The 23,291-nt window shown below is 56.3% G+C and carries 15 protein-coding genes; 10 read left to right on the top strand and 5 right to left on the bottom strand.

Annotated features, from left to right (window positions below):
• The first annotated feature begins 92 nt into the window (after nucleotides 1-92).
• The 4 genes from ACEN8R_RS06535 to ACEN8R_RS06520 are packed head-to-tail and all read left to right on the top strand — an operon-like array spanning nucleotide 93 to nucleotide 7,915.
• Nucleotides 93-2,135, top strand: coding sequence for a type VI secretion system Vgr family protein (locus ACEN8R_RS06535; RefSeq protein WP_495624666.1), 2,043 nt, complete (start codon nucleotides 93-95; stop codon nucleotides 2,133-2,135).
• 4 nt (nucleotides 2,136-2,139) lie between these two features.
• Entirely contained in the window at nucleotides 2,140-2,862 is a 723-nt protein-coding gene (locus tag ACEN8R_RS06530) for a DUF4123 domain-containing protein (RefSeq protein ID WP_495624665.1), read from the top strand.
• The gene (locus ACEN8R_RS06525; RefSeq protein WP_495624664.1) at nucleotides 2,862-7,544 is read left to right on the top strand and encodes an RHS repeat-associated core domain-containing protein; all 4,683 of its coding nucleotides are present in this window, start codon (nucleotides 2,862-2,864) and stop codon (nucleotides 7,542-7,544) included. Before ACEN8R_RS06530 ends, ACEN8R_RS06525 begins: the two co-directional genes overlap by 1 nt.
• The gene (locus tag ACEN8R_RS06520; protein WP_495624663.1) at nucleotides 7,541-7,915 is read left to right on the top strand and encodes an SMI1/KNR4 family protein; all 375 of its coding nucleotides are present in this window, start codon (nucleotides 7,541-7,543) and stop codon (nucleotides 7,913-7,915) included. Before ACEN8R_RS06525 ends, ACEN8R_RS06520 begins: the two co-directional genes overlap by 4 nt.
• Before the next feature lie 5 nt (nucleotides 7,916-7,920).
• Here the strand turns inward: ACEN8R_RS06520 and ACEN8R_RS06515 are convergent, their stop codons facing one another.
• A complete protein-coding gene (locus tag ACEN8R_RS06515) occupies nucleotides 7,921-8,475 on the bottom strand; it encodes an RNA 2'-phosphotransferase (protein WP_495624662.1) in 555 nt (184 codons plus the stop codon).
• Between the two features lie 394 nt (nucleotides 8,476-8,869).
• Between ACEN8R_RS06515 and ACEN8R_RS06510 the strand changes: the two genes are divergently transcribed.
• The 5 genes from ACEN8R_RS06510 to ACEN8R_RS06490 all read left to right on the top strand — a co-directional run bounded on the left by ACEN8R_RS06510 (nucleotide 8,870) and on the right by ACEN8R_RS06490 (nucleotide 15,261).
• Nucleotides 8,870-10,495 (top strand): RHS repeat domain-containing protein, encoded by a 1,626-nt coding sequence (locus tag ACEN8R_RS06510; RefSeq protein ID WP_495624661.1) that lies wholly within the window; start codon nucleotides 8,870-8,872, stop codon nucleotides 10,493-10,495.
• Nucleotides 10,492-10,962: a hypothetical protein gene (locus ACEN8R_RS06505; RefSeq protein ID WP_428634054.1), complete on the top strand. Its 471-nt coding sequence runs from the start codon at nucleotides 10,492-10,494 to the stop codon at nucleotides 10,960-10,962. The genes ACEN8R_RS06510 and ACEN8R_RS06505 overlap by 4 nt, the downstream gene beginning before the upstream one ends.
• A 144-nt stretch (nucleotides 10,963-11,106) precedes the next feature.
• Nucleotides 11,107-11,712, top strand: a complete 606-nt coding sequence (locus ACEN8R_RS06500; RefSeq protein ID WP_428634051.1) for a hypothetical protein — start codon at nucleotides 11,107-11,109, stop codon at nucleotides 11,710-11,712.
• A gap of 159 nt (nucleotides 11,713-11,871) precedes the next feature.
• On the top strand, nucleotides 11,872-12,870 hold the full coding sequence (locus ACEN8R_RS06495; protein ID WP_408981128.1) for a hypothetical protein: 999 nt from the start codon (nucleotides 11,872-11,874) through the stop codon (nucleotides 12,868-12,870).
• Between the two features lie 522 nt (nucleotides 12,871-13,392).
• Nucleotides 13,393-15,261, top strand: coding sequence for an ATP-binding protein (locus ACEN8R_RS06490; RefSeq protein ID WP_428634048.1), 1,869 nt, complete (start codon nucleotides 13,393-13,395; stop codon nucleotides 15,259-15,261).
• Nucleotides 15,262-15,762: 501 nt separating this feature from the next.
• On the opposite strand, the gene ACEN8R_RS06485 is transcribed toward ACEN8R_RS06490, so the two are convergent.
• The 4 genes from ACEN8R_RS06485 to ACEN8R_RS06470 form a co-directional block, all read right to left on the bottom strand.
• Nucleotides 15,763-16,833 (bottom strand): lipocalin-like domain-containing protein, encoded by a 1,071-nt coding sequence (locus tag ACEN8R_RS06485; protein ID WP_495624660.1) that lies wholly within the window; start codon nucleotides 16,831-16,833, stop codon nucleotides 15,763-15,765.
• Nucleotides 16,823-19,294 carry an ABC transporter permease gene (locus ACEN8R_RS06480; RefSeq protein WP_495625001.1) on the bottom strand — a complete coding sequence of 824 codons (2,472 nt, stop codon included), beginning with the start codon at nucleotides 19,292-19,294 and terminating at the stop codon, nucleotides 16,823-16,825. Before ACEN8R_RS06480 ends, ACEN8R_RS06485 begins: the two co-directional genes overlap by 11 nt.
• A gap of 1 nt (nucleotide 19,295) precedes the next feature.
• Nucleotides 19,296-19,964, bottom strand: a complete 669-nt coding sequence (locus ACEN8R_RS06475) for an ABC transporter ATP-binding protein (protein ID WP_495624659.1) — start codon at nucleotides 19,962-19,964, stop codon at nucleotides 19,296-19,298.
• Nucleotides 19,965-20,075: 111 nt separating this feature from the next.
• The gene (locus tag ACEN8R_RS06470; RefSeq protein WP_477743685.1) at nucleotides 20,076-21,773 is read right to left on the bottom strand and encodes a sulfatase-like hydrolase/transferase; all 1,698 of its coding nucleotides are present in this window, start codon (nucleotides 21,771-21,773) and stop codon (nucleotides 20,076-20,078) included.
• Nucleotides 21,774-22,241: 468 nt separating this feature from the next.
• Between ACEN8R_RS06470 and ACEN8R_RS06465 the strand changes: the two genes are divergently transcribed.
• Nucleotides 22,242-23,285 (top strand): NAD-dependent epimerase, encoded by a 1,044-nt coding sequence (locus ACEN8R_RS06465; RefSeq protein ID WP_495624658.1) that lies wholly within the window; start codon nucleotides 22,242-22,244, stop codon nucleotides 23,283-23,285.
• The last annotated feature ends 6 nt before the right edge of the window (nucleotides 23,286-23,291 follow it).

Genomic DNA, 23,291 nt, shown 5'->3' with positions numbered 1-23,291 from the left:
CGATGTCATTTGCGCCCTCCAAGAATTTTCGCGTCCGTTGATCCGGCTTTCGGGTGTCAACGCGCGCCGCAGCACTGCACGAGGAACAAGGGATGTTCGCGCCGGCCAATCAGACTCACTTTGCCCTGACTGTCGAAGGTCTGGAAAACGATCTCCAGGTCCTTGCCCTGCAAGGTCGGGAAGCCATCAGCCAGCCTTTTGTGTTTGAGGTGGAGCTGGTCAGCGAGCAGCCGTCCCTGGACCTCGAAACGCTATTGCACAAACCGGCCTTCTTGCAGCTCTCGCCTGACGGCAGCGGCATTCATGGCCAGATCTACCGCGCCGCCCAGGGCGATTCGGGCAAACGCCTGACCCGCTACGCCGTGACCCTGCGTCCGCAGCTGTCCTACCTGGCGCACCGCATCAACCAACGCATCTTCCAGAACCTCACCGTGCCGAAAATCGTCGGCATGGTCCTCGAAGAGCACGGCATCCAGAGCAATGCCTACGAATTCAAAGTCGGGGCGATTTATCCCGAGCGCATTTACTGCGTGCAGTACGATGAATCGGACCTGCAATTCATCCAGCGCCTGTGCGAGGAAGAAGGTATCCATTACCACTTCCAGCACAGCGCCACGGCCCACAAGCTAGTGTTCGGCGATGACCAGACGGTGTTCCCGAAACTCGCGCCCGTGGCCTATCAGCAAGACTCCGGCATGGTCGCCAACGACCCGGTAATCAAGCGCTTCGACCTGCGCCTGGAAACCCGCACCAGCCGCACCACCCGCCGCGATTACGACTTCGAAAAACCGCGCCTGAAACTGGAAAGCGAGAACCGTGGCGACGCCCTGCCCGACCTCGAAGACTACGACTACCCCGGTCGCTTCATCGACCGCGAACGCGGCAAGCACCTGGCCAAACGCGCCCTCGAGCGTCACCGCAGCGACTTCCAGTTGGCCGAAGGCCGAAGCGATCAGCCGTTGCTGGTCAGCGGCCACTTCCTGGCCCTGACCCAACACCCCAAGGCCAAGTGGAACGACCTGTGGCTGCTGACCGAAATCCTCCACGAAGGCAAACAGCCGCAAGTGCTGGAAGAGTCGGTGACCAGCAGCACCACCAACCTCAAGGACGATTTCCACCAGGGCTACCGCAACCGCTTCCAGGCTACCCCCTGGGACGTGCCGAACCGTCCGCCGCTGAACCACCCCAAGCCACGGATCCTCGGCAGCCAGAGCGCCGTGGTCACCGGGCCAAAAGGTGAAGAGATCCACTGCGACCAATACGGCCGCGTCAAAGTGCAATTCCATTGGGACCGCGAAGGTCAGGCCGACGACAAGACCAGCTGCTGGCTGCGCGTCTCCTCCGCCTGGGCCGGCGCCCATTACGGCGGCATCGCCATTCCACGCATCGGCATGGAAGTGCTGGTCAGCTTCCTCGAAGGTGACCCCGACCAACCGCTAATCAGCGGCTGCCTGTTCCACAAGGAAAACGTCGTCCCATACGCCCTGCCGGCGAACAAGACCCGCAGCACCTTCAAAACCCTGAGTTCTCCGGGCGGCGGTGGATTCAACGAGCTGCGCATCGAAGACAAAAAGGGCCAGGAACAGATCTTCCTGCACGCCCAGCGCGACTGGGACGAAAACGTCGAGCACGACCAGAAAATCCGCGTCGGCAACGAACGCCACGACACCGTTGAGCAAAACAGCTACAGCGAATTCAAGGCCGAAGAACACCACACCGTCTATGCCGATCGCAAAGTCGAAGCCCGCGCCAACGACCACCTCACCGTGGGCGTCAACCAGCACATCAAGGTCGGCACCGGCCAATTCATCGAAGCCGGCCAGGAAATCCACCTGAGCAGCGGCATGAAAGTCGTGCTCGAAGCCGGCAGCGAACTCACCCTCAAGGCCGGCGGCAGCTTCATCAAGATCGACGCCAGCGGCGTGACGCTGAGCGGACCGGTGATCAACATGAACTCCGGCGGCAGCCCCGGCAGCGGAACCGGGGCGGCACCGCTGATGCCCGGCGCGCTGAAACAGGCTGATGCCGACAAGGCTGGCGCGGTACTGACGCCGGCGCAGATCAACACCCTGAAACGCAATGCGCCGTTCTGTGAAGAGTGCGAGAAGTGCAAGGCAGGTGCTTGTGCGATCTGATCCGATGACTCCACAAGCGTGGCTGGCTGAACGGCCGTTGCAGACGGGTGAGCGGTTGTACTTGATTGTTAGTGCGGCCAGTGATGCCGAAGCGCTCAAGTCGCTTTACCAAAACGAACCCACAACCCAGGCGACCCCGATTTGGGGTGGTACACCCTACGCGGGCTGGCAGCCGGTGATGCCCTACCTCATCGAGCTGAAACCCAACTCAAGTTTTCTAACGTGGATTGCCGATACGGATGCTCAGGACTGGGGCTGGATGGCGGTTTCAACCAGCACACCGGATGTGGTGTTCGAACATCTGCGCAGCCTGACTCAAGTGCGGATGCCGGATGGGACGCAAGTGTTTTTCCGTTTTTGGGATGGACGGCATATCTATCCGATTCTGGAAGGTCTCGGCGATGCCGCCGGTGAGGTACTGCCGGTGTTTGATCGGTATCTGATTAATGGGAAGAGCCTGGAGGTGGGGCCGAGGGTGGTGCCGCCGGCGAAAGACTGGCCGTGGTGGGAGGTGCCGCAGAAACTGCTCGACAGCCTGGCGAAGCAAAACCCGTCGACCCTGATCGGCAACCTGATGCAATGGCTGGAAGAGGAACGTCCAGACATCTACGCCGCTTACCCCGAGAGCAATCTGAAGCTGAAAATCGCACGTTTCGTGAGCCGGCCCGATGCTCCGAAAAACCTGAATGAAGCACTGTTAAACCACCTAATTCTGGAGCAAGGCTGATGGATCGCGTTGCCTACGTTGACAACCAACTGAGCACGTTCAAGGACAGCTTGAAGCTGTATCAAGAACAGACCAAAACCTGGTACGCGAAAGCCGCCGACAAAGGCAGTCGAGCCGCAGACCTGCCCTCCCTGCTGGGCATGGAGCGCGTGATAAAGGTCGGTAACACCAGCAAATCGGTGAGCATGACCGATGGCGACTTCGCCTCGAACGTTGCCCAGTGCCCGCTCAAGGGGCCACTGCTGATCGAGAGCAAATTCGAATCGGTGTATGACATCCCATTGGGTGACATCGAAGTTGAAATCGTTGCGGTGGAAGGCGGCGCAGTCAGCAAAGTCAAACTCGACGCCCAGGGCAAAGCCAGCTGGACGGAGGGTGTTCCCGGCAAGTTCTACAAGATCCGTGTTCACCACGAAGTGACGCCGGCTGAGATCGATACCTTGTTCAAATCCTATGAAGGCCTGACCGGTCAACTGGAAGGTTTCCTGCGCAAGGAATGGGCCGGTTTCAAACCGCAATGGTCGAACATATCCGCCTTGGGAACGGCCTCGGCAATTGGCAACGGCATCCTTGAAGGCGGTTGGGAAGCGATCAAAGGGGTTTGGGACGGTATCAGCCTGGTGCTCGATATCCTGCAAGACCCGAGCAAGTTTGCCAAAGACCTCGGTGCCGGAACCCAAAAACTGATAGCACTGGCAAAAGAAACGCCAGACGTCATGAAGAAGGCCATGCTGCTGGCCAGCGACGAGGCCGCTCTGTTCCTGATGGTACGCAGTGCCGTGATCTGGCTGGCCGGTCTGCCACCGATGAAGATGGCCGGTGACGTCGCAAAAATGACCACGGCAGCGGTAGTCGGCATCGCGATCGACATCGTGATTTCGATCGTGCTGACCGTGGCTGCAGAGGGTACCGGTGTCATCTACCTCGCCGCGCGCTTGAAAAAGTACGGCGAAATCGTCATCAAGGCCGTGACCGGCTTTGTGGAGTCGATGTTCAAGATCATCAAAGGTTTCATGGAGTACGTCGCGAAATACACCGCGGTGGCGGCTCGTGGTGTGACGGCTCAGGTGAAGAAAGGGATTGCACAGGTTCGTTTTGACGGGAAGAAAAACGCAAAACTGGGCAAGGGCAAAACGGGCGACGACGTTTCCAGGCAAGCCAAGACACCTGCCGACAAAAGCGCTGAGCCCGCAGCCAAAACCTGCACCGATAAGTGCCCTGTATCGATGGTCACCGGTGAAGAGTTATTGACACTCAATGATGGCCAGCTCGACGGCCTGCTGCCGTTTGAGTGGACACGTCTTTACCGAAGCAGCGCAGTGGAAATCGATTGTGGCCTGGGTTATGGCTGGAGCCATGCGCTGGCACACCGAATCGAAATCAATGGCGATGAAGTCATCTGGACCGACCACGAAAACCGGGCGACGCCATTTCCACTTCCTAGCCAACAGCGTCCGGCAATTACCAACAGCCTGTCACGGGCAGCGATTTTCATCGGTGACGACCCGTCGGAGCTGGTCCTGGCTCAAGCCGGGAGCCGTCCATCGTTCTACCACTTCCGCTACGACAGCAAGGGCGCAACCCTGATCGCCATCAGCGACAGCTATGGCAACCGGCTGCATATCACCCGTGATATCCACGGCAGGATCAAACGCCTCGACAACGGCGCCGGCCGCGCCCTGCTCTTGCGATATGACCGCAAGCACATCATCGCCGTCGACTATCAGCAGTTCATTCCCGCCGACAATCTGGAAGACGCCTGGAACACCGTCCAGACGCTGGTTACGTACAGCTATGACACGCAACATCGCCTGATTGAAGCGAAGAACGCTGCCGGTGAAGCCGAACACTATCGCTACAACGATCAACACGTAATTCTTGAGCGGCAACTGGCGGGTGGTGCGAGTTTCTTTTGGGAGTGGGAGAACGAAGGCAAGTTATCGCGATGCGTCCATCACTGGGCGAGCTTCTCACAGATGGAAGCGCATTACGCTTGGGACGATAAAGGCAGTGTCACCGTTACCAACGCCGACGGCAGCGAAGAGGTTTACACCCACGACGATAAAGCACGGCTTATCAGCAAGATCGATCCCGATGGCGCTGAACACCTGAAGGCCTACAACGATAAAGGTCAGCTGATTGCAGAAAAAGATCCGCTAGGCGCTGTTACCGAGTATCGGTACGACGAAGATGGCTTGATGACGGCGGTCATTCCTCCGGAAGATGAACCCGTTTCGTATGAATACAGCAACGGCTTCGTCAGTGACGTGCACCGAGGCAAAGCTACCTGGAAGTATCAACGCAACAATCAGGGCGACATCACTCAACAGATCGACCCGGACGGTAACTCCACCCTCTACAGCTACGACCGCCAGGGCCGTCTGCTGGAAATCCGCCATCCCGATGGAAGCCGCCATCAGCTGGGCTGGAACAACCTCGGCCAGTTGCTCGAAGAGCACCTGCCCGACGGCGGCCAACGCAAATACCGTTACGACGCATTGGGCCGGCAGATCACCCGTCAGGAAGAAACCGGCGCCATCACCCAATACCAATGGGACGCCGCCAACCGCCTCGCGCAAATCACCCTGCCCGGCGGTGCAACCCGCGCGTTCACCTATAACGCCTACGGCAATGTCACTGCCGAACGCGATGAGTTGGGGCGTGTCACCCGCTACGAATACGCCGATGGCCTGCACCTGGTCAGCCGTCGCCTCAACCCGGATGGCAGCCAGCTTCGCTACCGCTACGACAACTCACGCTTGCTGCTCACTGAGATCGAAAACGAACGCGGTGAACACTACCACCTCGATTACTACCCGAATGGCCTGATCCAACAGGAAACCGGTTTCGACGGTCGCCGCACTGCCTACGAGTACGACCTCAACGGCCAACTGCTGAAGAAAACCGAATTCGGCGAAGACGGCAGTGAGCTAATCACCGAGTACCAACGCGACGCCGCTGGCCGCCTGCTAGTGAAAACCCTGGCCGATGGCGAGGAAATTCACTACAGCTACGACGCCCTCGGCCGCCTCGTCAACGTCGACGACGGCCACTGGCCCCTCGCCTACGAATACGACCTGCAAGATCGCCTCGTCACTGAGCACCAAGGCTGGGGCACCCTGCGTTACGAGTACGACAACCTCGGCCAACTCAGCCACTGCCGCCTCCCCGACGGCAGCAAACTCGACTACCGCCACCAACCCGGTGGACGCCTGAGCAGCATCGACCTCAACGGCTCGCGCCTGACCACGCACCAGTTCAGCGCCGGTCGCGAACAACAGCGCCAACAAGGCCTGCTGCTCAGCCAATACCAGTACGACGAACAAGGTCGCCTGCAAGCCCACACCGTCAGCCAGCAGGACCGCAACCTGTTCCGTCGCCGCTACTCCTACGATGCCAACGGCAACCTCGCGGGTATCGATGACAGCCGCAAAGGCAACCGCAGCTATCACTATGATCCGCTCGATCGCCTGATCAACGTCCGTGGCACCACCCCGGAAAGCTTCGCCCACGATCCGGCGGGCAACCTCCTGGGCCAAGGCGACCAACCGACCGCGAACCTCGCTAACGTCAAAGGCAACCGCCTGCTGATGCAGGGCGACCGCCACTATGACTATGATGCCCACGGCAACCTGATTCGCGAACGTCGCGGCTCCGGGCAGAAACTCGTCACCGAGTATCGCTACGACTGCCAACATCGCCTGATCGGTGTCAGCCTCCCCGGCGGCAGCATCGCAAGCTACAAGTACGACGCCTTTGGCCGCCGCATCGCCAAAACCGTCGATGGCCACACCACGGAATTCCTGTGGCAAGGCGAACGTCTCATCGCCGAAAGCGCTGACAACCGCTATCGCAGCTACATCTACGAACCCGGCAGCTTCCGCCCACTGGCCATGCTCGATGGCGAAGGCCCACTGAAAGCCACGCCGTTCTACTACCAACTCGACCACCTCGGCACCCCGCAGGAACTCACCGACTACAGCGGTGAAATCATGTGGTCGGCCAAATATCGCGCCTACGGCAACCTTGCCGCGCTGGACGTCGCCGAAATCGACAACCCGCTGCGTTTCCAAGGTCAGTATTTCGATGCGGAAACGGGTTTACACTACAACCGGCATCGCTACTACAATCCGGGGACTGGACGGTTTTTGACGCCGGACCCGATCAAGCTGGCGGGTGGGTTGAACAACTACCAATACGTGCCTAACCCTACGGGGTGGGTGGATCCGTTGGGGTTGAGTAGTACAGTGGCAAACTGCCCCAAAGTAAGATCTATTGATCCCAACGAAGTGCGTTTCTCCCAAACGTCAGTTTCGTATAACAAAATTGACAGAAATGGAAATAATTATACGTATGACAATTTAGTCACTAGCATGAGAGAGAAAGGCTGGCAAGGCGACCCTATTGATGTCGTACGAATGCCAGATGGTCATCTAACCAGCATGGACAACACTCGCGTAAGGGCTGCACGTGAAGCGGGAATCAAAGTGGAGGCTAGAGAGCGTGGATATAACGACGTCGTAACCGAGTCAGAACAACATCGCTTTGCCGTAAAAGGGAAGAAACCGGATACGTGGGGACAAGCAATCGAGCTACGAGTAGGTAAACAGTCACCTAAACGTTTCGGTAAAGAAACACCTTACGGATCACATGAACTGCCAAAACTGAGTGGTAAAGAATGAGTATTTATTTAAAAATAAAAAACAGACAGGATTTTCTCTATCCGGAAAGCTTTATAACTACTATCAACCTCAATCCACCCATTGACATTGAGCCTTGGTGGCTCATTGTATTTGAAGATGGAGATGTAGATTATTGGCATCACACATTAAAACAACTTTATCCAAAAAGAGAGCTAATACCATTTGCAAAATTTAATGCTAACGACGACATTGCCTGCTTCGATGGCCACGATAGTTCTGGAGAGCCAAAAGTACTAATCATCCACGCCTATGCTTCAGAAGGCTGGGAGCTACACGGAACCTATAACAACTTTGATGCTTGGTTAAGTGAGGCAATAAAAACCCACCAAAAATGGGAAGAAGAAGAGTAGCCAAGCTACTCTTCCTCAACTTCATCTATAAACTCTGGTGGCACACAAGCGGTTAACCATACATCATTTTCCGCCTTGAAAAACTTAAATCCCTCTACATGCATTAAATTACTATTGATTTTTAGAACCACTACCTTTCCGTAGCGCCGACCGACTTCCAACGCTGAACTCTTATCTTGGGTCAAATGCACATGATGCCTTTCACCCGCAATTAAACCATGTTGACGGATAGAATCTAAGAAGCGTGTCGCCGTGCCATGATATAAAAACAAAGGAGGCTTAAACTCAACATAACTTCTGTTAACTAGCTTTGACGAATGCCCTTGTACTGCGCGAACTTTAAGCCCATCACTTGAAATTTCGAAACGTTTCTTATCGCTTAGCGAAACCAACTCTTGAATTTTTGAAGAATTTATGAAAATCCCTTTCTCTGCCGCGCCGGAGATCAGCTCAGCGACCGCAGCCCATCCTTCACTGTCCAACTCAAGCCCAATGTGCTCAGGCTTATGACGTAATACATAGCTCAAAAACTTGCTTAAAGCATTGGCTTCATCGCTCACCACCCCTCCTTTAGACCTATTCTGAGACACGCTCAAAAGTACCACATAGAAAAAACTTAACTCTGCATCAATAGTAGCTGGAAGCTAAAAAATTAAGCCCATGAAGCGTTCGTAATCTAATGTATTTTTTGTACAGTTTAGACTCCACTCTATCTCAGAACTCGTTTCGATCTATAGACTTCTCCCCCCGATCCCATCCGCCCTCGGCCGCCTCGTCAACGTCAACGACGGCCACTGGCCCCTAGCCTACGAATACGATCTGCAAGACCGCCTCATCACCGAACACCAGGGTTGGGGCACCCTGCGCTACGAGTACGACAGCGTCGGCCAACTGAAGCACTGCCGCCTGCCGGACGGCAGCAAGCTCGACTACCGCCACCAGCCTGGTGGCCAGTTGAGCAGCATCGACCTCAACGGCTCCCGCCTGACCAACCACCAGTTCAACGCCGGTCGCGAACAGCAGCGCCAACAAGGCCTGCTGCTCAGCCAATACCAGTACGACGAACAAGGTCGCCTGCAAGCCCACACCGTCAGCCAGCAGGACCGCAACCTGTTCCGTCGCCGCTACTCCTACGATGCCAACGGCAACCTCGCGGGTATCGATGACAGCCGCAAAGGCAACCGCAGCTATCACTATGATCCGCTCGATCGCCTGATCAGTGTGCGCGGAGCTACGCCTGAAAGCTTCGCCCACGACCCGGCGGGCAACCTCCTGGGCCAAGGCGACCAGCCGGCCGCGAATCTTGCCAACGTCAAAGGCAACCGCCTGCTCATGCAGGGCGACCGCCACTATGACTACGACGCCCACGGCAATCTGATCCGCGAACGTCGCGGCACCGGGCAGAAACTCGTCACCGAATATCGTTACGACTGCCAGCACCGTTTAATCGGCGTCAGCCTGCCGGGTGGCAGCACCGCGAGCTACAAATACGACGCCTTCGGCCGACGCATCGCCAAAACCGTAGACGGCCAAACCACAGAATTCCTGTGGCAAGGCGAACGCCTCATCGCTGAAAGCGCCGACAACCGCTATCGCACTTACATTTATGAACCCGGCAGCTTCCGCCCTTTGGCGATGCTTGATGGCGAAGGCCCGCTGAGCGCTACACCTTTCTATTACCAACTCGATCATCTCGGCACGCCACAAGAACTCACCGACTACAGCGGAGAGATCATGTGGTCGGCTAAATACCGGGCCTACGGCAACCTCGCTACGCTGGATGTCGCTGAAATCGACAACCCGCTGCGCTTCCAGGGTCAGTACTTCGACGCCGAAACGGGCTTACATTACAACCGGCATCGCTACTACAATCCGGGAACTGGACGGTATCTGACGCCGGATCCGATCAAGCTTGCGGGTGGGTTGAACAACTACCAGTACGTGCCTAACCCTACGGGATGGGTGGATCCGTTGGGGCTGAGTTCAACGTGTCCTGGTCCTGATTGCAAGCTGCCCAATAATTCGGCAAATGCAACGAAACCCGACAATATTCCCATGTCCCAGGCTAAGTACGATGAAGTGATTAACCTTGAAAAAGGAAATAGGCCTGCTGACACACGTGAATATCTACCGGAGCATTATGTAAATATGCACGAAGAAGCCTTCAAGCAGCAGGGAGGCTCCTTTGTCGTTATTGACGAATGGATTGAACGCTCTAGTTATCCAACATTCCCTCCTAGAAAATTTGTAGGATTGCCATCAGAGATGGATACCGTGGTTGCCAAATACAAAGCTAGTGGGGGTAACTGGCAAGTGCTCAACAAGGAGCTCAACCTTGGTGCCTCGGACCTTTCCTCCGCCAAAATCTACCTCGTCAAAATCAAGCCTGATGATCCTAGATTTAAATATGAAATTCCAAATGGCAATGAAGCAGGTGCCTATCCAAAAGAATGGGTACCTGGAGGCGAAACAAAAAGCGGAACGAAGGAAGCTGCCCTGATCGGGTCCGAAAAAATCAATCACGGAGCTGACATGGACAAACTTCTGAGCCAATTTGACGACTGGGAACAACTCCAATGATCAGCAACTTTGAAAAAGCGCTAAATAGAGACGAATTCCCAGCCTACTTCAGAGGGGCTGGCATTTATTTCACGAAAGATCCTGACTGGGGAACTCAGCTACACATCATTAACTGGCAAGGACTTTGCGGCTTTCTAAAAACACAAAAAAGTCCAGAGCCCATATTAGCAAACGCATTCAAAAAATACGTAGCAACCATTAATAACACCGTAGAAGATGCAAATGATCTTCTCGAAAATATTGGCTGTTATTACTACATGCGAAAAAAGATTCCAGCCCTAGCTGCAAATGGGTTCGATCTAATCCGCGACTTGTCTAGAAATGAAAAGCAGATAATATCTAACTCCATGGGATTCCTGCGTCAAGAACTGAACAAAGCCAACAACGCACAAGACATTGAGCTTTACAATCGGCGAATGACAAAACTTCTAAATGATGGCGGACCAACAAATCTAGAAAATTTATAAGCACAAAATAAGGACAAAGGGACAGATTTATTTTCTAAGCGCTCATGAAAACAAACCTGAGAATCGTCTGGCCGACCTCCCCCTCCTCACGGAGGAGGCGCAAAATTCAAGGTGCGAACTTAGACTTTGCTAGGAGTATGCCAATTGCCTTATCCCGATCTGCAAAATGCTGTTCAACATGCTGGATTCACCGTCACCGAGTTCTCGGATCAGCGAGTATATTTCGGCTGTTGGTCGTTGACCGTCGAAGCTCATGGGTACACCTACTTAATAGTCAACGAAGGACGAGACGGTTGGTTAATGTTTTATCGCATGGGCACCGCAGGAACATTTACGGAACTGGACAAGAAAGTATCGACTTGGATGGACGACTCCGATAAAGCAACTCAATGCCTGATCTGGCTTTCTAGCTACCGTCCTCCCCTACAGCCCCACAAAGTCCGAAATTATTATGTGATTGCCGAAAAGGATCTTGTACCGGAGCAACCCCACAGCGCTGACTGGCCAAAATTGATCGGCTACTGCTACGACGATGACTACTTTTTGTTTTTCGAAGGCAAGGGTCATGGACTGAGTGGGACAGCAGTACCCGCTTGCGGAGGCAAAAAAGCTGAGTGGCTAAAGATATTCGCGGCACTGGACGTCGAGTGGTTTATGAGCTGGCTGGAAACACTGAAGTTCACGTCGGAGGAGGCATTTACCTTAGCGTTAACCAAGAAGACAGGCTCGCTCGGAGTTCGTCGATATTAAAAACCATGGTGGAGACAGATTTGTTTCTACGTGACCATGAAAATAATCTGTCCCCCTTTTGCTTCCGATGCATTGCCATCGACAAGTCACTCCCAAAGAAACCGGATCACCACCCAACAAAGGAATGAACCCTTGGTTACCATTGCACGACCATTCGCCATGCTTCTGGCATTGACCCTTTCTCTTGACGCCGTTGCGCTGTCACTTCGATCAGAAAAGCGCGAAGACGGTGCCACTGTGCTGCTGCTCACCAACGACCCTGCCCCGGAGCACGCACCACAGCTCAACGAAGATCCGGCGATACGGGCCGCCTTGATTGACTTCATCGGTTACGCGACAGGCAGCTACACCAACGATGGCTCGTTGATCGTGACGCAAGTACTGGAATCTCTCGATTCAGAGTTCTCGACGTTTGAGGAAGGTGTGCCTGCCGGGCGCAAGATGCTTACCGCCATGGATGACGGTAACCACGGCGACGAACGCGGCGCGCTGTTGCTGGACGAAAAGGGGCAGTTGATCGCCGTTGGGCTGGTCAATGGGCACTGTACCGTCAAATCACGCACAGAGTCGTTGTCCTGCAATCCCGGTCCAGAAACCGTGCTGACCATCTTCCAGGCGAAAGGCGCCAAGAAGAGCGACGCGGACCCAATCATTGTCTGGAGCAAACAGTTGCCGCCATTGATTGCGTATTGGGCCGAAAGTGAAGATCCCGAAACACGTGCTCGAGCGCAAAAAATTGCCACGGTCGAATACATCACCACTGACCCGAAAAAAGACTCCTGGAACGCCTCGCAATTACCTTCCGACTTCCCGAAGGCGATGCTCCCGTTGCTTCCGAAGAATGCCCATCTGGCGGGCGCCGGCGTCGATGGCGTGTACACCACGCCCGGCATGAAAGGCGCACCGATTTACGGTGATTTCGACGAATTGGCAGGCCGCCCACGACATGATTTCGAGGTCATGCTGAAAACCTATACCGAGTTCTCCGACGTCGTCGAGTTTTACAAACAGAATGCCAAGGGTGCCGAGTTAAGTGCGAACGATGAAAAGGCATTGATTGAAGGCGTTGCAGGTGGTGCCACCTACAAGATCGAGATCAAGGATAACGAGGAAGAAGGAACAGCCATCACCTTTTCCGCGTGGAGAAAAGAAGTCTGACTTTCTTTAACTAAATGATCGAACGCAATAGGCAGACTTATTCAAATCTTCGTGACGGGTAATCTAGCCTTTGCCCAATTTCGTTCAGGAGGTTCAACCATGACTCGATACGGCATCGACTGCACGATCCCGTCCCTGCTTGATCGACACCGCAGCGCCTGTCGATGTGCTGCATGCTGGACGTGGTCGGGCGACAGTTACGGGCGCAGCTATAATTCCGCCAATAAAAATGGGCGACTCCGACTCCAGGGTCGCCCATTTTTATATCCGACGTTTAATATCATTCCTCAAATTGATCCACACAGCATTTCGCAAGAGGTTGCTAAAATATCGCCTGCAAATTTATTGATATAGGAGCAATAGCCTTCAAACGTCCACTATATTGGACTCTACCGCAAAATCGTGACCACCCAGGAAACCCAAAAACTGACACTTCGGTCAAGTAATTTCCGCACTGAGAAATATTGGTTTTCAACCAGTGTTCAATTTATGCTTGAGCTCACAGTATGGAGGCTGTGATGAATGTTCAAACTCAGACGGAAAACATGGGCGTTACTTTTGGTCTACATCGTAGGTGTCAGTGGTTATATCTACTACCTTTACGTCGAGACCCAAGGAATCCTCACTGACAACATTAATAACAAGCTGCTGCATGCCGCGTTGGGCGCTTCGGCCATCCTCGGCGACCGCTACCATGACAATCTGATCGACAAACAGTCGAAAACGGAAGCGCAAGACTGGGATGCCATTCAGCGGCTCTCCAGGTTCAACGAGTCCATGGGCACCGCGTTTGTCTACAGCGTGGTCAAACGCGCTGGGGAAGCCTATCTGATCAGCTCCAGCGCATCGAAAAAAGAAATTCAAGAGCAGAATTTCGTACGTTTTTTCGATCCTTATCCCGATGCCAGTCAGGCTTTGCTCGACAGTTTCGAGCGCACTGAGCCCACCTGGATCGATTACTCGGATCACTGGGGAGACTTTCGCGCTGTCTTCGTCCCAATGAAGTCCCAGGACGGAACGGTTTATGTGGTGGGGGCGGAGATGACGTTGGCGGATTACTACCACCACCTCAATCAGGACTCCCTGCACCATATCATCCTTGCCATTCTGGTATTTCTCGCCTTCAGTCTTTTACGCATGCGTGCGCATCTTCAGCAACTGCAAATAAACGAACAGGTATTGAATCAGGCAAAAAATGCCGCCGAGGACGCTGATCGTTCAAAAACCAGATTCTTGGCCACCATGAGTCATGAAATCCGCACCCCCATGTACGGGGTTATCGGCGCGACCGAGTTGTTGGCTGGGTCTGCCCTCACTCCAGAGCAAAACAATCTGGTCAAAACGATTCATACCAGTGGACGAACCCTGTTGTCTCTGATCGACAATATTCTTGACTTGGCAAAAATCGAAGCGGGCAAACTTGAATTGAAGCCTCGTGTATTCGACGTGAGAGTACTGGTTTCATCCAGTATTGAAATGATCCGGCAAAACATTCAGGACAAGCCAATAGTCCTTGAGGCCCAGGTCTCACCGGACGTTCCGCCGTGGGTCAAAGCCGATAGCGATTGCCTTCGCCAGATATTGATCAACTTGTTGGGCAATGCGGTCAAATTCACCGAAGCCGGACAAGTATCACTCGTGGTCACGACTCGTGATTACGGCCCTCGAGCGCGCCTCGACTTCTCCATACGCGATACCGGCATAGGTATCCCCCTGGCTCGGCAAAGCAGCCTGTTCAAGCCCTTTACCCAGTTTAAAGGGCCGACCAGTCAACGCTTTACCGGGAGCGGGCTCGGTCTTTCCATTTGCAAGAATCTGGTCGAGGCACAACAGGGGACGTTGTCCTTTACCAGTCAGCCTGGCGTTGGATCGACGTTCTTTTTCTCACTCCCCATGGAGCTTTTTTCAGTTTCGGAGATGCCCATCGAGAACAATCAGGCAGCGGTTGGTTTCGACGCTTCTTTTGCCCAGGATTATCCACTGGATATCCTGCTGGTGGAGAATCATCCAATTAACCAGAAAGTTGCTCTGGCGATGTTACAGGCATTGGGTTATACGCCTGACCTCGCGTCAAATGGCCTGGAGGCGGTCAATCAATGTATGACATCGACTCCGGATATCATTTTCATGGATATCAATATGCCTGTTATGGATGGATTAGCGGCCATGCGTAAAATCCGCCAACGACCACTGGGCGATACTTGCTATATCGTTGCTTTCACCGCAAACGCTTTTTCGAGCGAGATTGAACGTTTCAGGGCCGCCGGAGCCAATGATATTTTAACCAAACCGACAAGCTTTCAGTCCTTGACCCGAGTGCTTCAACGAGCAGCCAATTACCGACAGCAGCTCCAGGCCAGCACTCGGGGAGTGGATACCATTTCAAGTTGACGCCAGATTCTGGCTGTTGATGGCGTACACCGTATCCTGACTCGGATTGGCTCCATCATCCAATAAAAATGGGCGACCCCAAGGCCGCCCATTCTTATATCCGAAACTTTTAAACAGCACCTCCCAAAGAAGGTGTTCGCCCAGTGTAATGGCCTGGCAATCCATGCACCGGTAAAGAGCCCTGACACCGGGCGAACGGGAAGGATTTTAATAGAATTTGGCAGATATGTCCTCGTGTACAAACATGAAATTTATGCACGTAATATTTCGTAAGGTTCCGCTTACACAACGTCTACAAACTTCCTAAACGCACCGGTTCGACCATTAAAATTGATTGTTCTTATACAGCTATCTGCACAAGAACAAACAATACGTACAAGTAATGATCAGCTTGGGTGCTGGCTGGCCACTTTCAGCACATCGTTGCACGTCAGCACAACGCTCTGCCCTACGTTCAGATCTTTCAATTTCGCCGAACAGCATGGCGCAAAAAGCTCCGACTCAATACCCGGTCATCTCCAGATACCCCTGCCCCCCGTGACTGCCGCTCAGCCGCACCGGCCCTTCCCAGTAAGGAATGCGCAAGTCCATCCAGGCCTTGGGGTTGAGGGCGTCGATGGTAATTTCGAGGTGCTTGCCCGGGATGTTGATCGACCAGCGCACAGGCATCGAACGCCCGGCAACCTTGGCGGTGTCTTGTGGTGTGAGGCGAATGTCGTCGGCGTGCAGCAACTGCGTCTGCCCCTGAGCGTCGATCCAGGTGCCGGTGAGGTATGGCGCGCCGTCCTTTTGCCGCATGCGGTAGAGCATCACTTGCTCACCGCTGTCCAGGTGCAGGGAGAACCAGTCCCAACCGGTCTGGTTGGCGGTCAGCGGTTGGCTGCTCCACTCGCGGTCGAGCCAGGCCGGGCCGTTGACCGTGTAGGTTTTGCCGTCGATTTCGAGGGTGCCGCTGGCCTGGAAAAACGGTTGGCTGTAGTAGTACGACGCCTGGCCTTGTTCGGATTTCTGGCTGAAGCCTTTGTCTCCCTGAAGTACCAATGGCCGGGTTGACGTCAGTCGAAGCTGGTAGCTGAACGCCTTGTCGCGGGCGCTGAGTTGCAGGTCTGCCAGCGGGTTTTCGTCGGTGGCCTGACTGCTGAAACGCCAGTCATCGATCCATGCGTTGAACGGCTTAAGGGTCACTCCGGCCTGGCCGACACCGCCTCGGGCATAGCGTTCGGCGGCATGATGTGCGGTGGCGGATGTCACGGCCGCGTGGCCCAGCCAGATAGTCTGACTGGCCCAGCCAGGTTGCTCGGGCGTCGCTTTCAAGGCGCTGCGAAACAGCGTCCATTGCGCGCCGAACTCGCGCCCCTGATCGTCCTTGAGGTTGGCGGTGACGTACCACCATTCGATGCGAAAGCCATCGTGGGCGCCGTGGTCCGCCGGGAAACTGAACACTCGCCCGGGCACCACCGGGGTAAATGCGGTGGCCTGATGGCCGAGGCCGGCGAAGCCTTTTTCCGGCGCAGGCGTGTTGTCGCAGCCACTCAGCAACGCCAGCAGCAACACGCAGATTTTAATCTTCATGAGCAAACGTCCTCAGCAGATCCGCCGGTTGCGTGCGATACAGCGAGTACAACGGCCACGCCGACGCGAGCAACGTGGCGAGCAAGGCCAGGCCCATCAACTGCAACAGTTGCAGTGGAAACACCCGAAGCGGCAAGCGCCAGCCGAAGGCCTGCACGTTGATCACCGTATCCAGGCACCACGCCAATGCGATGCCCAACGGCAATGCCAGCACCAATGTCAGCACCGCGAGCAACCAGGTCTGCCCGAGGTTGAGCAGCATCAACTGTCGCCGCGTCACGCCCAGCGCCCACAACGGCGCGAGTTGTCCGAGGCGACTCTGGCTCTGGGTCAGCAGGCTAATGAACAGCGCCACGCCCGCGACGCAAAGCGTCAGGCTGTTGAGTGCGGCGGTGGCGGCGAAGGTACGCTCGAACACTTGTGTGGACCACCCCTTGAGCCGGGCCTGATCGACGATGCGGCTGTCGTCCAGGGCGAAGCGCGCTTGCAGCGCGGCCAGGAACGCGGGAATCGACGCGGGCTCGATGCGCAGGTTGAAACGGCTGGGTGTCAGCTGCGGCCAGCCGCGCAGCAGGTGATTGATGTTGACCAGCAGATGGCCCTTGGGATTGCCGTAGTCGGCGTAGATCCCGACGATCCGTGGCGACCATGGACCGTTGGGTGTGGCAATGGTCATGTGATCACCCAGGCGCACCTTCAACCGCCGGGCCAGTTGTTCGCTGAGCATCAGCGCGTCGTCCTTGGCCAGTCGTTCCCAAGGGTCGTCGCCCAAGGCTTCCAGCAACGGCCAGTGCTGGCGATAGGTCGGGTGATCGATCACGCCGAAGACATCCGCCGGCCAACCCTGTAACTGAATCGACACTTGCCAGTTGGGTAGCACCGCACTGACTTGGGGTTGTTGTTTGAGCCATGTGTAAAGCTCTCGGGCCTGGGCCGGATTTTGCGGATTGACATACAACTCGGCGGTCAGGCGTTGTTCGAGCCAGTTGTTGAAGGTCTGGCGGAAACCGGCGGTCATGCTGCCGGCGCCGATGTTCGCCGCCAGCGCCAATAACAGCGCCATCAAGGCCAGGCTCAGGGCCGGCAACTGCTGACGGCAATCGGCGACAAACCATTGGCTGAGCACCGAGCGACTGCGCCGCAGCACCCGGTTGAGCACACTGTTCAACACCACCGGCAAGGCCAGTGCGGCGCCGATCAACAACGCGGCCATCAGCACGAAACCACTGCTCAGGCTGTCGCCGAACATCAACGCCAACACCGCAATCAGCGCAGCCATCGCCGCGACCCAGCCCTGGCGCCGCAACCAGCGCGCGTGGGCCTGATGCCAGGCTTGCGGATCGGCCAGCGCCAGCAGCGGCAAACGCGCCGCTCGCAGCAAACTGTTGGCACCGGCCAGCAACGCGCCGAGCAGGCTCAGACCGATGCCGCTGAACCACCACAGCGGGCTGAGGCTCAACTGTCCCGGCACTTCGGCGCCGTACAAGCCGCGCAAACTGGCGGCGACGTCCGGCAACAGCACGCCGGCCAGCAGGTAGCCACTGACCACGCCAGCGACACCACCGATCAACGCCAGACCACCCAGCTCGACGGCGAGGCCGGCAATCAACATTCGCGCACTGACGCCACAGGCGCGCAGGGTTCTGAGCAAGCCTCGACGTTGCTCCAGCGCCAGACCGATCGCCGCGTGGACGATGAACAGGCCAACCACGAACGACAGAAAGCCCAAGGCATCGAGGTTCAGATGGAAGCTCTCGGTCAGACGCGCAAGATTGTTTTCTTCGCCGCTGCTGATGAGCTGGAGTTGGCCCTTGAACTGATCAGGCAGGGTCGCGGTGAAATCCTTGGGCAGCAACAGACGTGACAGTTGATCGGGCAATTGCAGAATCTGCTGGGCGAAGCCGATGTCCACCAGCAACACACCGGGGGCCATGTCGGGTTGGGCACGTAGTGGCGGCAAGGCGATGCCGCTCTCGGCCGTCGGTGTTTCACCTTCGTGCAAGCCCAACGCCTGCAAGGTCTGCGGCGAAATCCAGGTGCTGCCCGGCACCGTGAAGAACTCGACGACCTGCTCGATCGGTAACGACCGGCCGGCCACTGCGGAACCGGCCGGCAGCGACACCGGTTCAATGCCCATCAACTGCAAGCGCTGGTCTTCATGGCCCTTGAGCGTCACCCGGCCTCGCAACACGGGCGATACCGGCCAACCTGCGCGACGCAGGTCGATAAACAATTGCTGAGGGAACACCCCGCCGCCGGGTGCGCTCAGGCTGGCTTGAGGTTCGCCACCGATCAACTGACTGGCCCGTGCGTAGCTTTCCCGTGCCTGACTGTTCAGCGCTTGCACGCCGGTCAGCAGGCTGGTGGCGAGCCAGAGCCCGGTCAGCACACTGAAAAATTGCACCGGATGTTGCCGCCAATGGCTGAGCAGCGCCCGCAATGTCTCGCGAAAAACCCGCACTTCAGTGCTCGTCCGCGCCAGCCAGACGGCCATTGTGCAGCACCACTTTTTCCGCCAGCCGCGCGGCGACCCTTGGGCTGTGGGTGACCATCAACAATGTCGTCGGGCTGTCGTCGAGCAGCTCCAGCAACAACTTCAATACCTCATCGCTGGTGGCTTCATCGAGACTGCCGGTGGGTTCGTCGGCCAGCAGCAGTTTCGGTTGCGAGGCCAGCGCCCTGCCAAGCGCAACTCGTTGCTGTTGTCCACCAGACAGTTGTTCCGGATAGCGCTGCAACAGATCCACCAACCCAAGACGCTGCACCAGATGCGCTTGCCAGCGCGGGTCGTGGCGTCCGGCCAGACGCGCCTGAAACGCCAGATTGTCCTCGACCCGCAAACTGCCGATCAGGTTGAACTGCTGAAACACCAGGCCGATTTCGGTGCGCCGCCAGTGGGCCAATTGGCCTTCGTTCATCTGTTCCAGCCGATGCTCGCCACTGCGAATGCTGCCGCGATCGACCTTGTCCAGGCCGGCGATCAGGTGCAGCAAGGTACTTTTGCCACTGCCCGACTCGCCCATCAACGCCAGGCTGCTGCCGGGTTTCAACATGAGGTCGACGCCTTGTAATACCGGCAATGGGCCTTGGGGGGTGGCGTAGCTTTTGAAGACGCCCTGGACCGAAAGCATGAGAGGAGGCTCGTTGAAGGCAGTTGGCCTAGGATAGCGGACGGCAGCAAGACCGCGTGATCGTTTATCGCGAGCCTGCTCGCGATAAGGCCAGGCCATTTCATCAAAATCTCACTGCCCCACCGCCACACTCGGCACCACCGGCCCCGGCGTCACAATGCTCTTCAGATCGATGTACTTCCACGCAGGCACAGCGCCGAGCCGCGCATTGAAGCGATAGTTGAAAGTGAAGTCATCCGCCGTCGACACGCTCAACGGTTTGCCATACACCGCCTCGATCCCTGCCAGGTCATAGCCCATCAACTGCAACAACGTCGGGAAGATGTTGTAGTGACTGGAGCGGTCCTTGTTGGCCGGCAACTGCGCCTGCCAGTCCATCGTCTTCAAATCGCTGCCCGAGATCACCACCAACGGCACCAACCCCTCTTCCTCCACAGGGTCACTGCCACAGTGGGTGTTGAGCCCCGGGTTACCGCGCTCATGCAGATCCTGCCCGTGGTCCGAGGTGTAGATCATCAGCGCATTACGCATATCCGCCTGGGCGAAAACCCGTGAGAAGAACTCGCCGACATTCCACAGCACCGTGTTTTTGTAGGCATTGCGGTACAACACCCAATCATTCGGCTGCCCATTGAAACCCTCGCGCGTGCCCGTGTCCGCCACCTCGACAAACTGCCCCCGAGGCAAGGTCGGGCGATACGCCATAAACGCGTCCGGGTATTTGTCGTGTACCGGGAAATGCGCGCCGACCTTGTTGATCACCACCAGCTCCGGTATGCCGTCGTTGAGCAGATCGATCAGCTTGGCCGCCGCAGCCATGTCTCGCTCACGCACGCTGGTCTGGTCGAATTGCACGAACTCGTCGATGTCCTGCTTCTCGGCATTGCTCATCAGGTTCTGCAAGTTGCCGCCCGTGCGCTGGGCATCGATGTAAACCGTGCGCAGCCCGGCTTTTTTCGCGTACTGCCAGATCGACGGCAGTGTGGTGTTGATCCGCATGTAATCGCCACGGGTGCCGCCATAGCGCAACGTGACGTTGGTGTCGGCGCTGCAATTGGCGATGGACGCGGCGTAGCCGTAATTGAAGATGTCCACGCCCGGGTGTGCTTCCTTGAGGTTGCTGTGCACACCGAATGGCGTGTTGATGTCCAGGTAATTACCGGAAATGCTCTCGTCGATGATCAGTACGATGTCGTAACCCACCGGCCGATCGATGCGCGCCAGGCTCACCGGCTCGCGCGGGCCGACAACGTTGTGCAGCGCTTCATAGGTAAACAGATTCAGATAGGCCAACGGCGTGTACATGATCGGCAAGCCACGGGCGCCCTCGCCGGCCCGCACGAACAGCACGACACTGAGCAGCAGCACGCCGAGCACCGGTGCCGCCGCCAACAACGCCCCCGGCAACGGCAACCGTCGACGCGGCTTGAGCCCGATACCCAACAGCAGCAACAAGCCACTGACCGTCGCACTGATGATCGCATCGCGGTACTGGTAAGCCGCTTCCTGAATGAACCCACCGGAATACACCAGCGACACAAAGCTGCTGTAGGTCAGGTAACTGGCGGTCACGTGCGTATACACGTCAAAGAAAATCGCCGAGCCAAACAGCGCCAACGCAAACAAATGACGGACCAGTGTCTGACGAATATAGGCGGTCATGAACAGCGCGATCGTCAGCACAACGAACATCCCGCCATACAGCAACATCGGCAAACCGATGCCCAATGCCTCGAGACGATCGAGGTAATAGTCGTAGCTTTTGAGTAAATACAGAACCAGCAACAGTTCCTTGAAGTATCGGATCATGGTGGATGCAGTACCTCCATGGCTGCCATTGGCAAATGGAAACCAATGATTATCAGCCATTTTCTGACACTAGCACCGAGCCATGAAAGCGCAAGAAATGCCGGTTTTTTGCCAAAAGCGTCAAAAAAACATTAACTCAAATCTGACGCTTCAAAACGCCTGTAACCCTTGTAATACAAGCCTTTCGACCGTTTATCGTTTTCTTGAAACCCCTCAAAACCGCGACAAATCCAGCAACGGCAAGCACTTGATACCAAATAGCCCATGAAATCAGGGTTTCCAGCCCGCGCTACCCGTCATTTTGCTGACACGCTTTCCCAAGGCTGGGCTATACCCCTTTTGACAGTCTCATTTCAGTTACATCCACCGTCTTACGAGGCACGCCAATATGGACGTGAACGTATTTGGTACGTGTTGCGTCGGCCTCATCCAAGCTGCGGCATTGGCAGCTCCAGAGGCGCCACGATCATGAAGATACTCGTCACTGGAGCCGCCGGCTTCATTGGTGCCCATTGTGTGTTGCGGCTGTTGAGCGACGGGCATCAGGTGTGCGGGCTGGACAACTTCAATGACTACTACGACCCGCAACTCAAACATGACCGCGTGGATTGGGTACGCGAGCAGGTCGGCGATTTCCCCCTCGCGAAAGTCGACCTGGCCGATGCCGAGGCCCTCGACGCACTGTTTGAGTGTGAACAACCGCAAGTGGTGATTCACCTCGCGGCGCAGGCCGGGGTGCGTTACTCCCTGGAAAATCCTCGGGCCTACCTCGACAGCAATCTGAGCGGGTTCCTCAACATTCTCGAAAGCTGCCGTCGCCACCCGGTCAGGCACTTGATCTATGCCTCGTCCAGTTCGGTGTACGGCGCCAACCAGCACACGCCATATTCAGTCAAAGACAACGTCGACCATCCGTTGTCGCTGTACGCCGCGACCAAAAAAGCCAACGAGTCGATGGCCCACAGCTACAGCCATCTGTTCGGCATTCCTTGCACCGGTTTGCGTTTTTTCACCGTGTACGGCCCCTGGGGCCGGCCCGACATGTCGCCGATCCAGTTCGCCCGGGCGATTGCCGAAGGGCAGCCGTTGAAGCTGTTCAACTACGGCCAGCACCAGCGGGATTTCACCTACATCGACGACATCATCGAGAGCATCGCCCGCCTGGTCGAACGCGCGCCGCAGCCGGCACCGGACTGGAGCCGCGAGCAACCGGACCCGGCCAGCAGCATGGCGCCATGGCGCATTTACAACATTGGCGGACAGCAGCCGGTAGCGCTCAAGGACTACCTGGCACTGCTGGAAAAGCACCTGGGGCAAAAGGCCCTCGTCGAGTTGCTGCCCCTGCAACCGGGCGACGTGCTCAACACCTGCGCCGATGCCAGCGATCTGGCACTGGCCACCGGTTTCCAGCCACGGATAGAGCTGGATGAAGGACTCGGACGATTCATCGCCTGGTTCCGTGACTACTACCCACTGCGTAGCGCCCACTCGCCATTCATGGCCGGGCTTTAGCGGAGG

It is taken from the genome of Pseudomonas sp. Pseusp15, assembly GCF_059492165.1.
The sequence above is the reverse complement of the archived record's forward strand: the minus strand, read 5'-3'. Positions and strand labels throughout refer to the sequence as shown.

Bases quoted from the DNA above. Each gene is read 5' to 3' on its own strand.
- ACEN8R_RS06535 (WP_495624666.1), top strand. From the start codon at position 93: ATGTTCGCGCCGGCCAATCAGACTCACTTTGCCCTGACTGTCGAAGGT.
- ACEN8R_RS06530 (WP_495624665.1), top strand. From the start codon at position 2,140: ATGACTCCACAAGCGTGGCTGGCTGAACGGCCGTTGCAGACGGGTGAG.
- ACEN8R_RS06525 (WP_495624664.1), top strand. From the start codon at position 2,862: ATGGATCGCGTTGCCTACGTTGACAACCAACTGAGCACGTTCAAGGAC.
- ACEN8R_RS06520 (WP_495624663.1), top strand. From the start codon at position 7,541: ATGAGTATTTATTTAAAAATAAAAAACAGACAGGATTTTCTCTATCCG.
- ACEN8R_RS06505 (WP_428634054.1), top strand. From the start codon at position 10,492: ATGATCAGCAACTTTGAAAAAGCGCTAAATAGAGACGAATTCCCAGCC.
- ACEN8R_RS06495 (WP_408981128.1), top strand. From the start codon at position 11,872: ATGCTTCTGGCATTGACCCTTTCTCTTGACGCCGTTGCGCTGTCACTT.
- ACEN8R_RS06490 (WP_428634048.1), top strand. From the start codon at position 13,393: ATGTTCAAACTCAGACGGAAAACATGGGCGTTACTTTTGGTCTACATC.
- ACEN8R_RS06485 (WP_495624660.1), bottom strand. From the start codon at position 16,833: ATGAAGATTAAAATCTGCGTGTTGCTGCTGGCGTTGCTGAGTGGCTGC.
- ACEN8R_RS06475 (WP_495624659.1), bottom strand. From the start codon at position 19,964: ATGCTTTCGGTCCAGGGCGTCTTCAAAAGCTACGCCACCCCCCAAGGC.
- ACEN8R_RS06470 (WP_477743685.1), bottom strand. From the start codon at position 21,773: ATGATCCGATACTTCAAGGAACTGTTGCTGGTTCTGTATTTACTCAAA.
- ACEN8R_RS06465 (WP_495624658.1), top strand. From the start codon at position 22,242: ATGAAGATACTCGTCACTGGAGCCGCCGGCTTCATTGGTGCCCATTGT.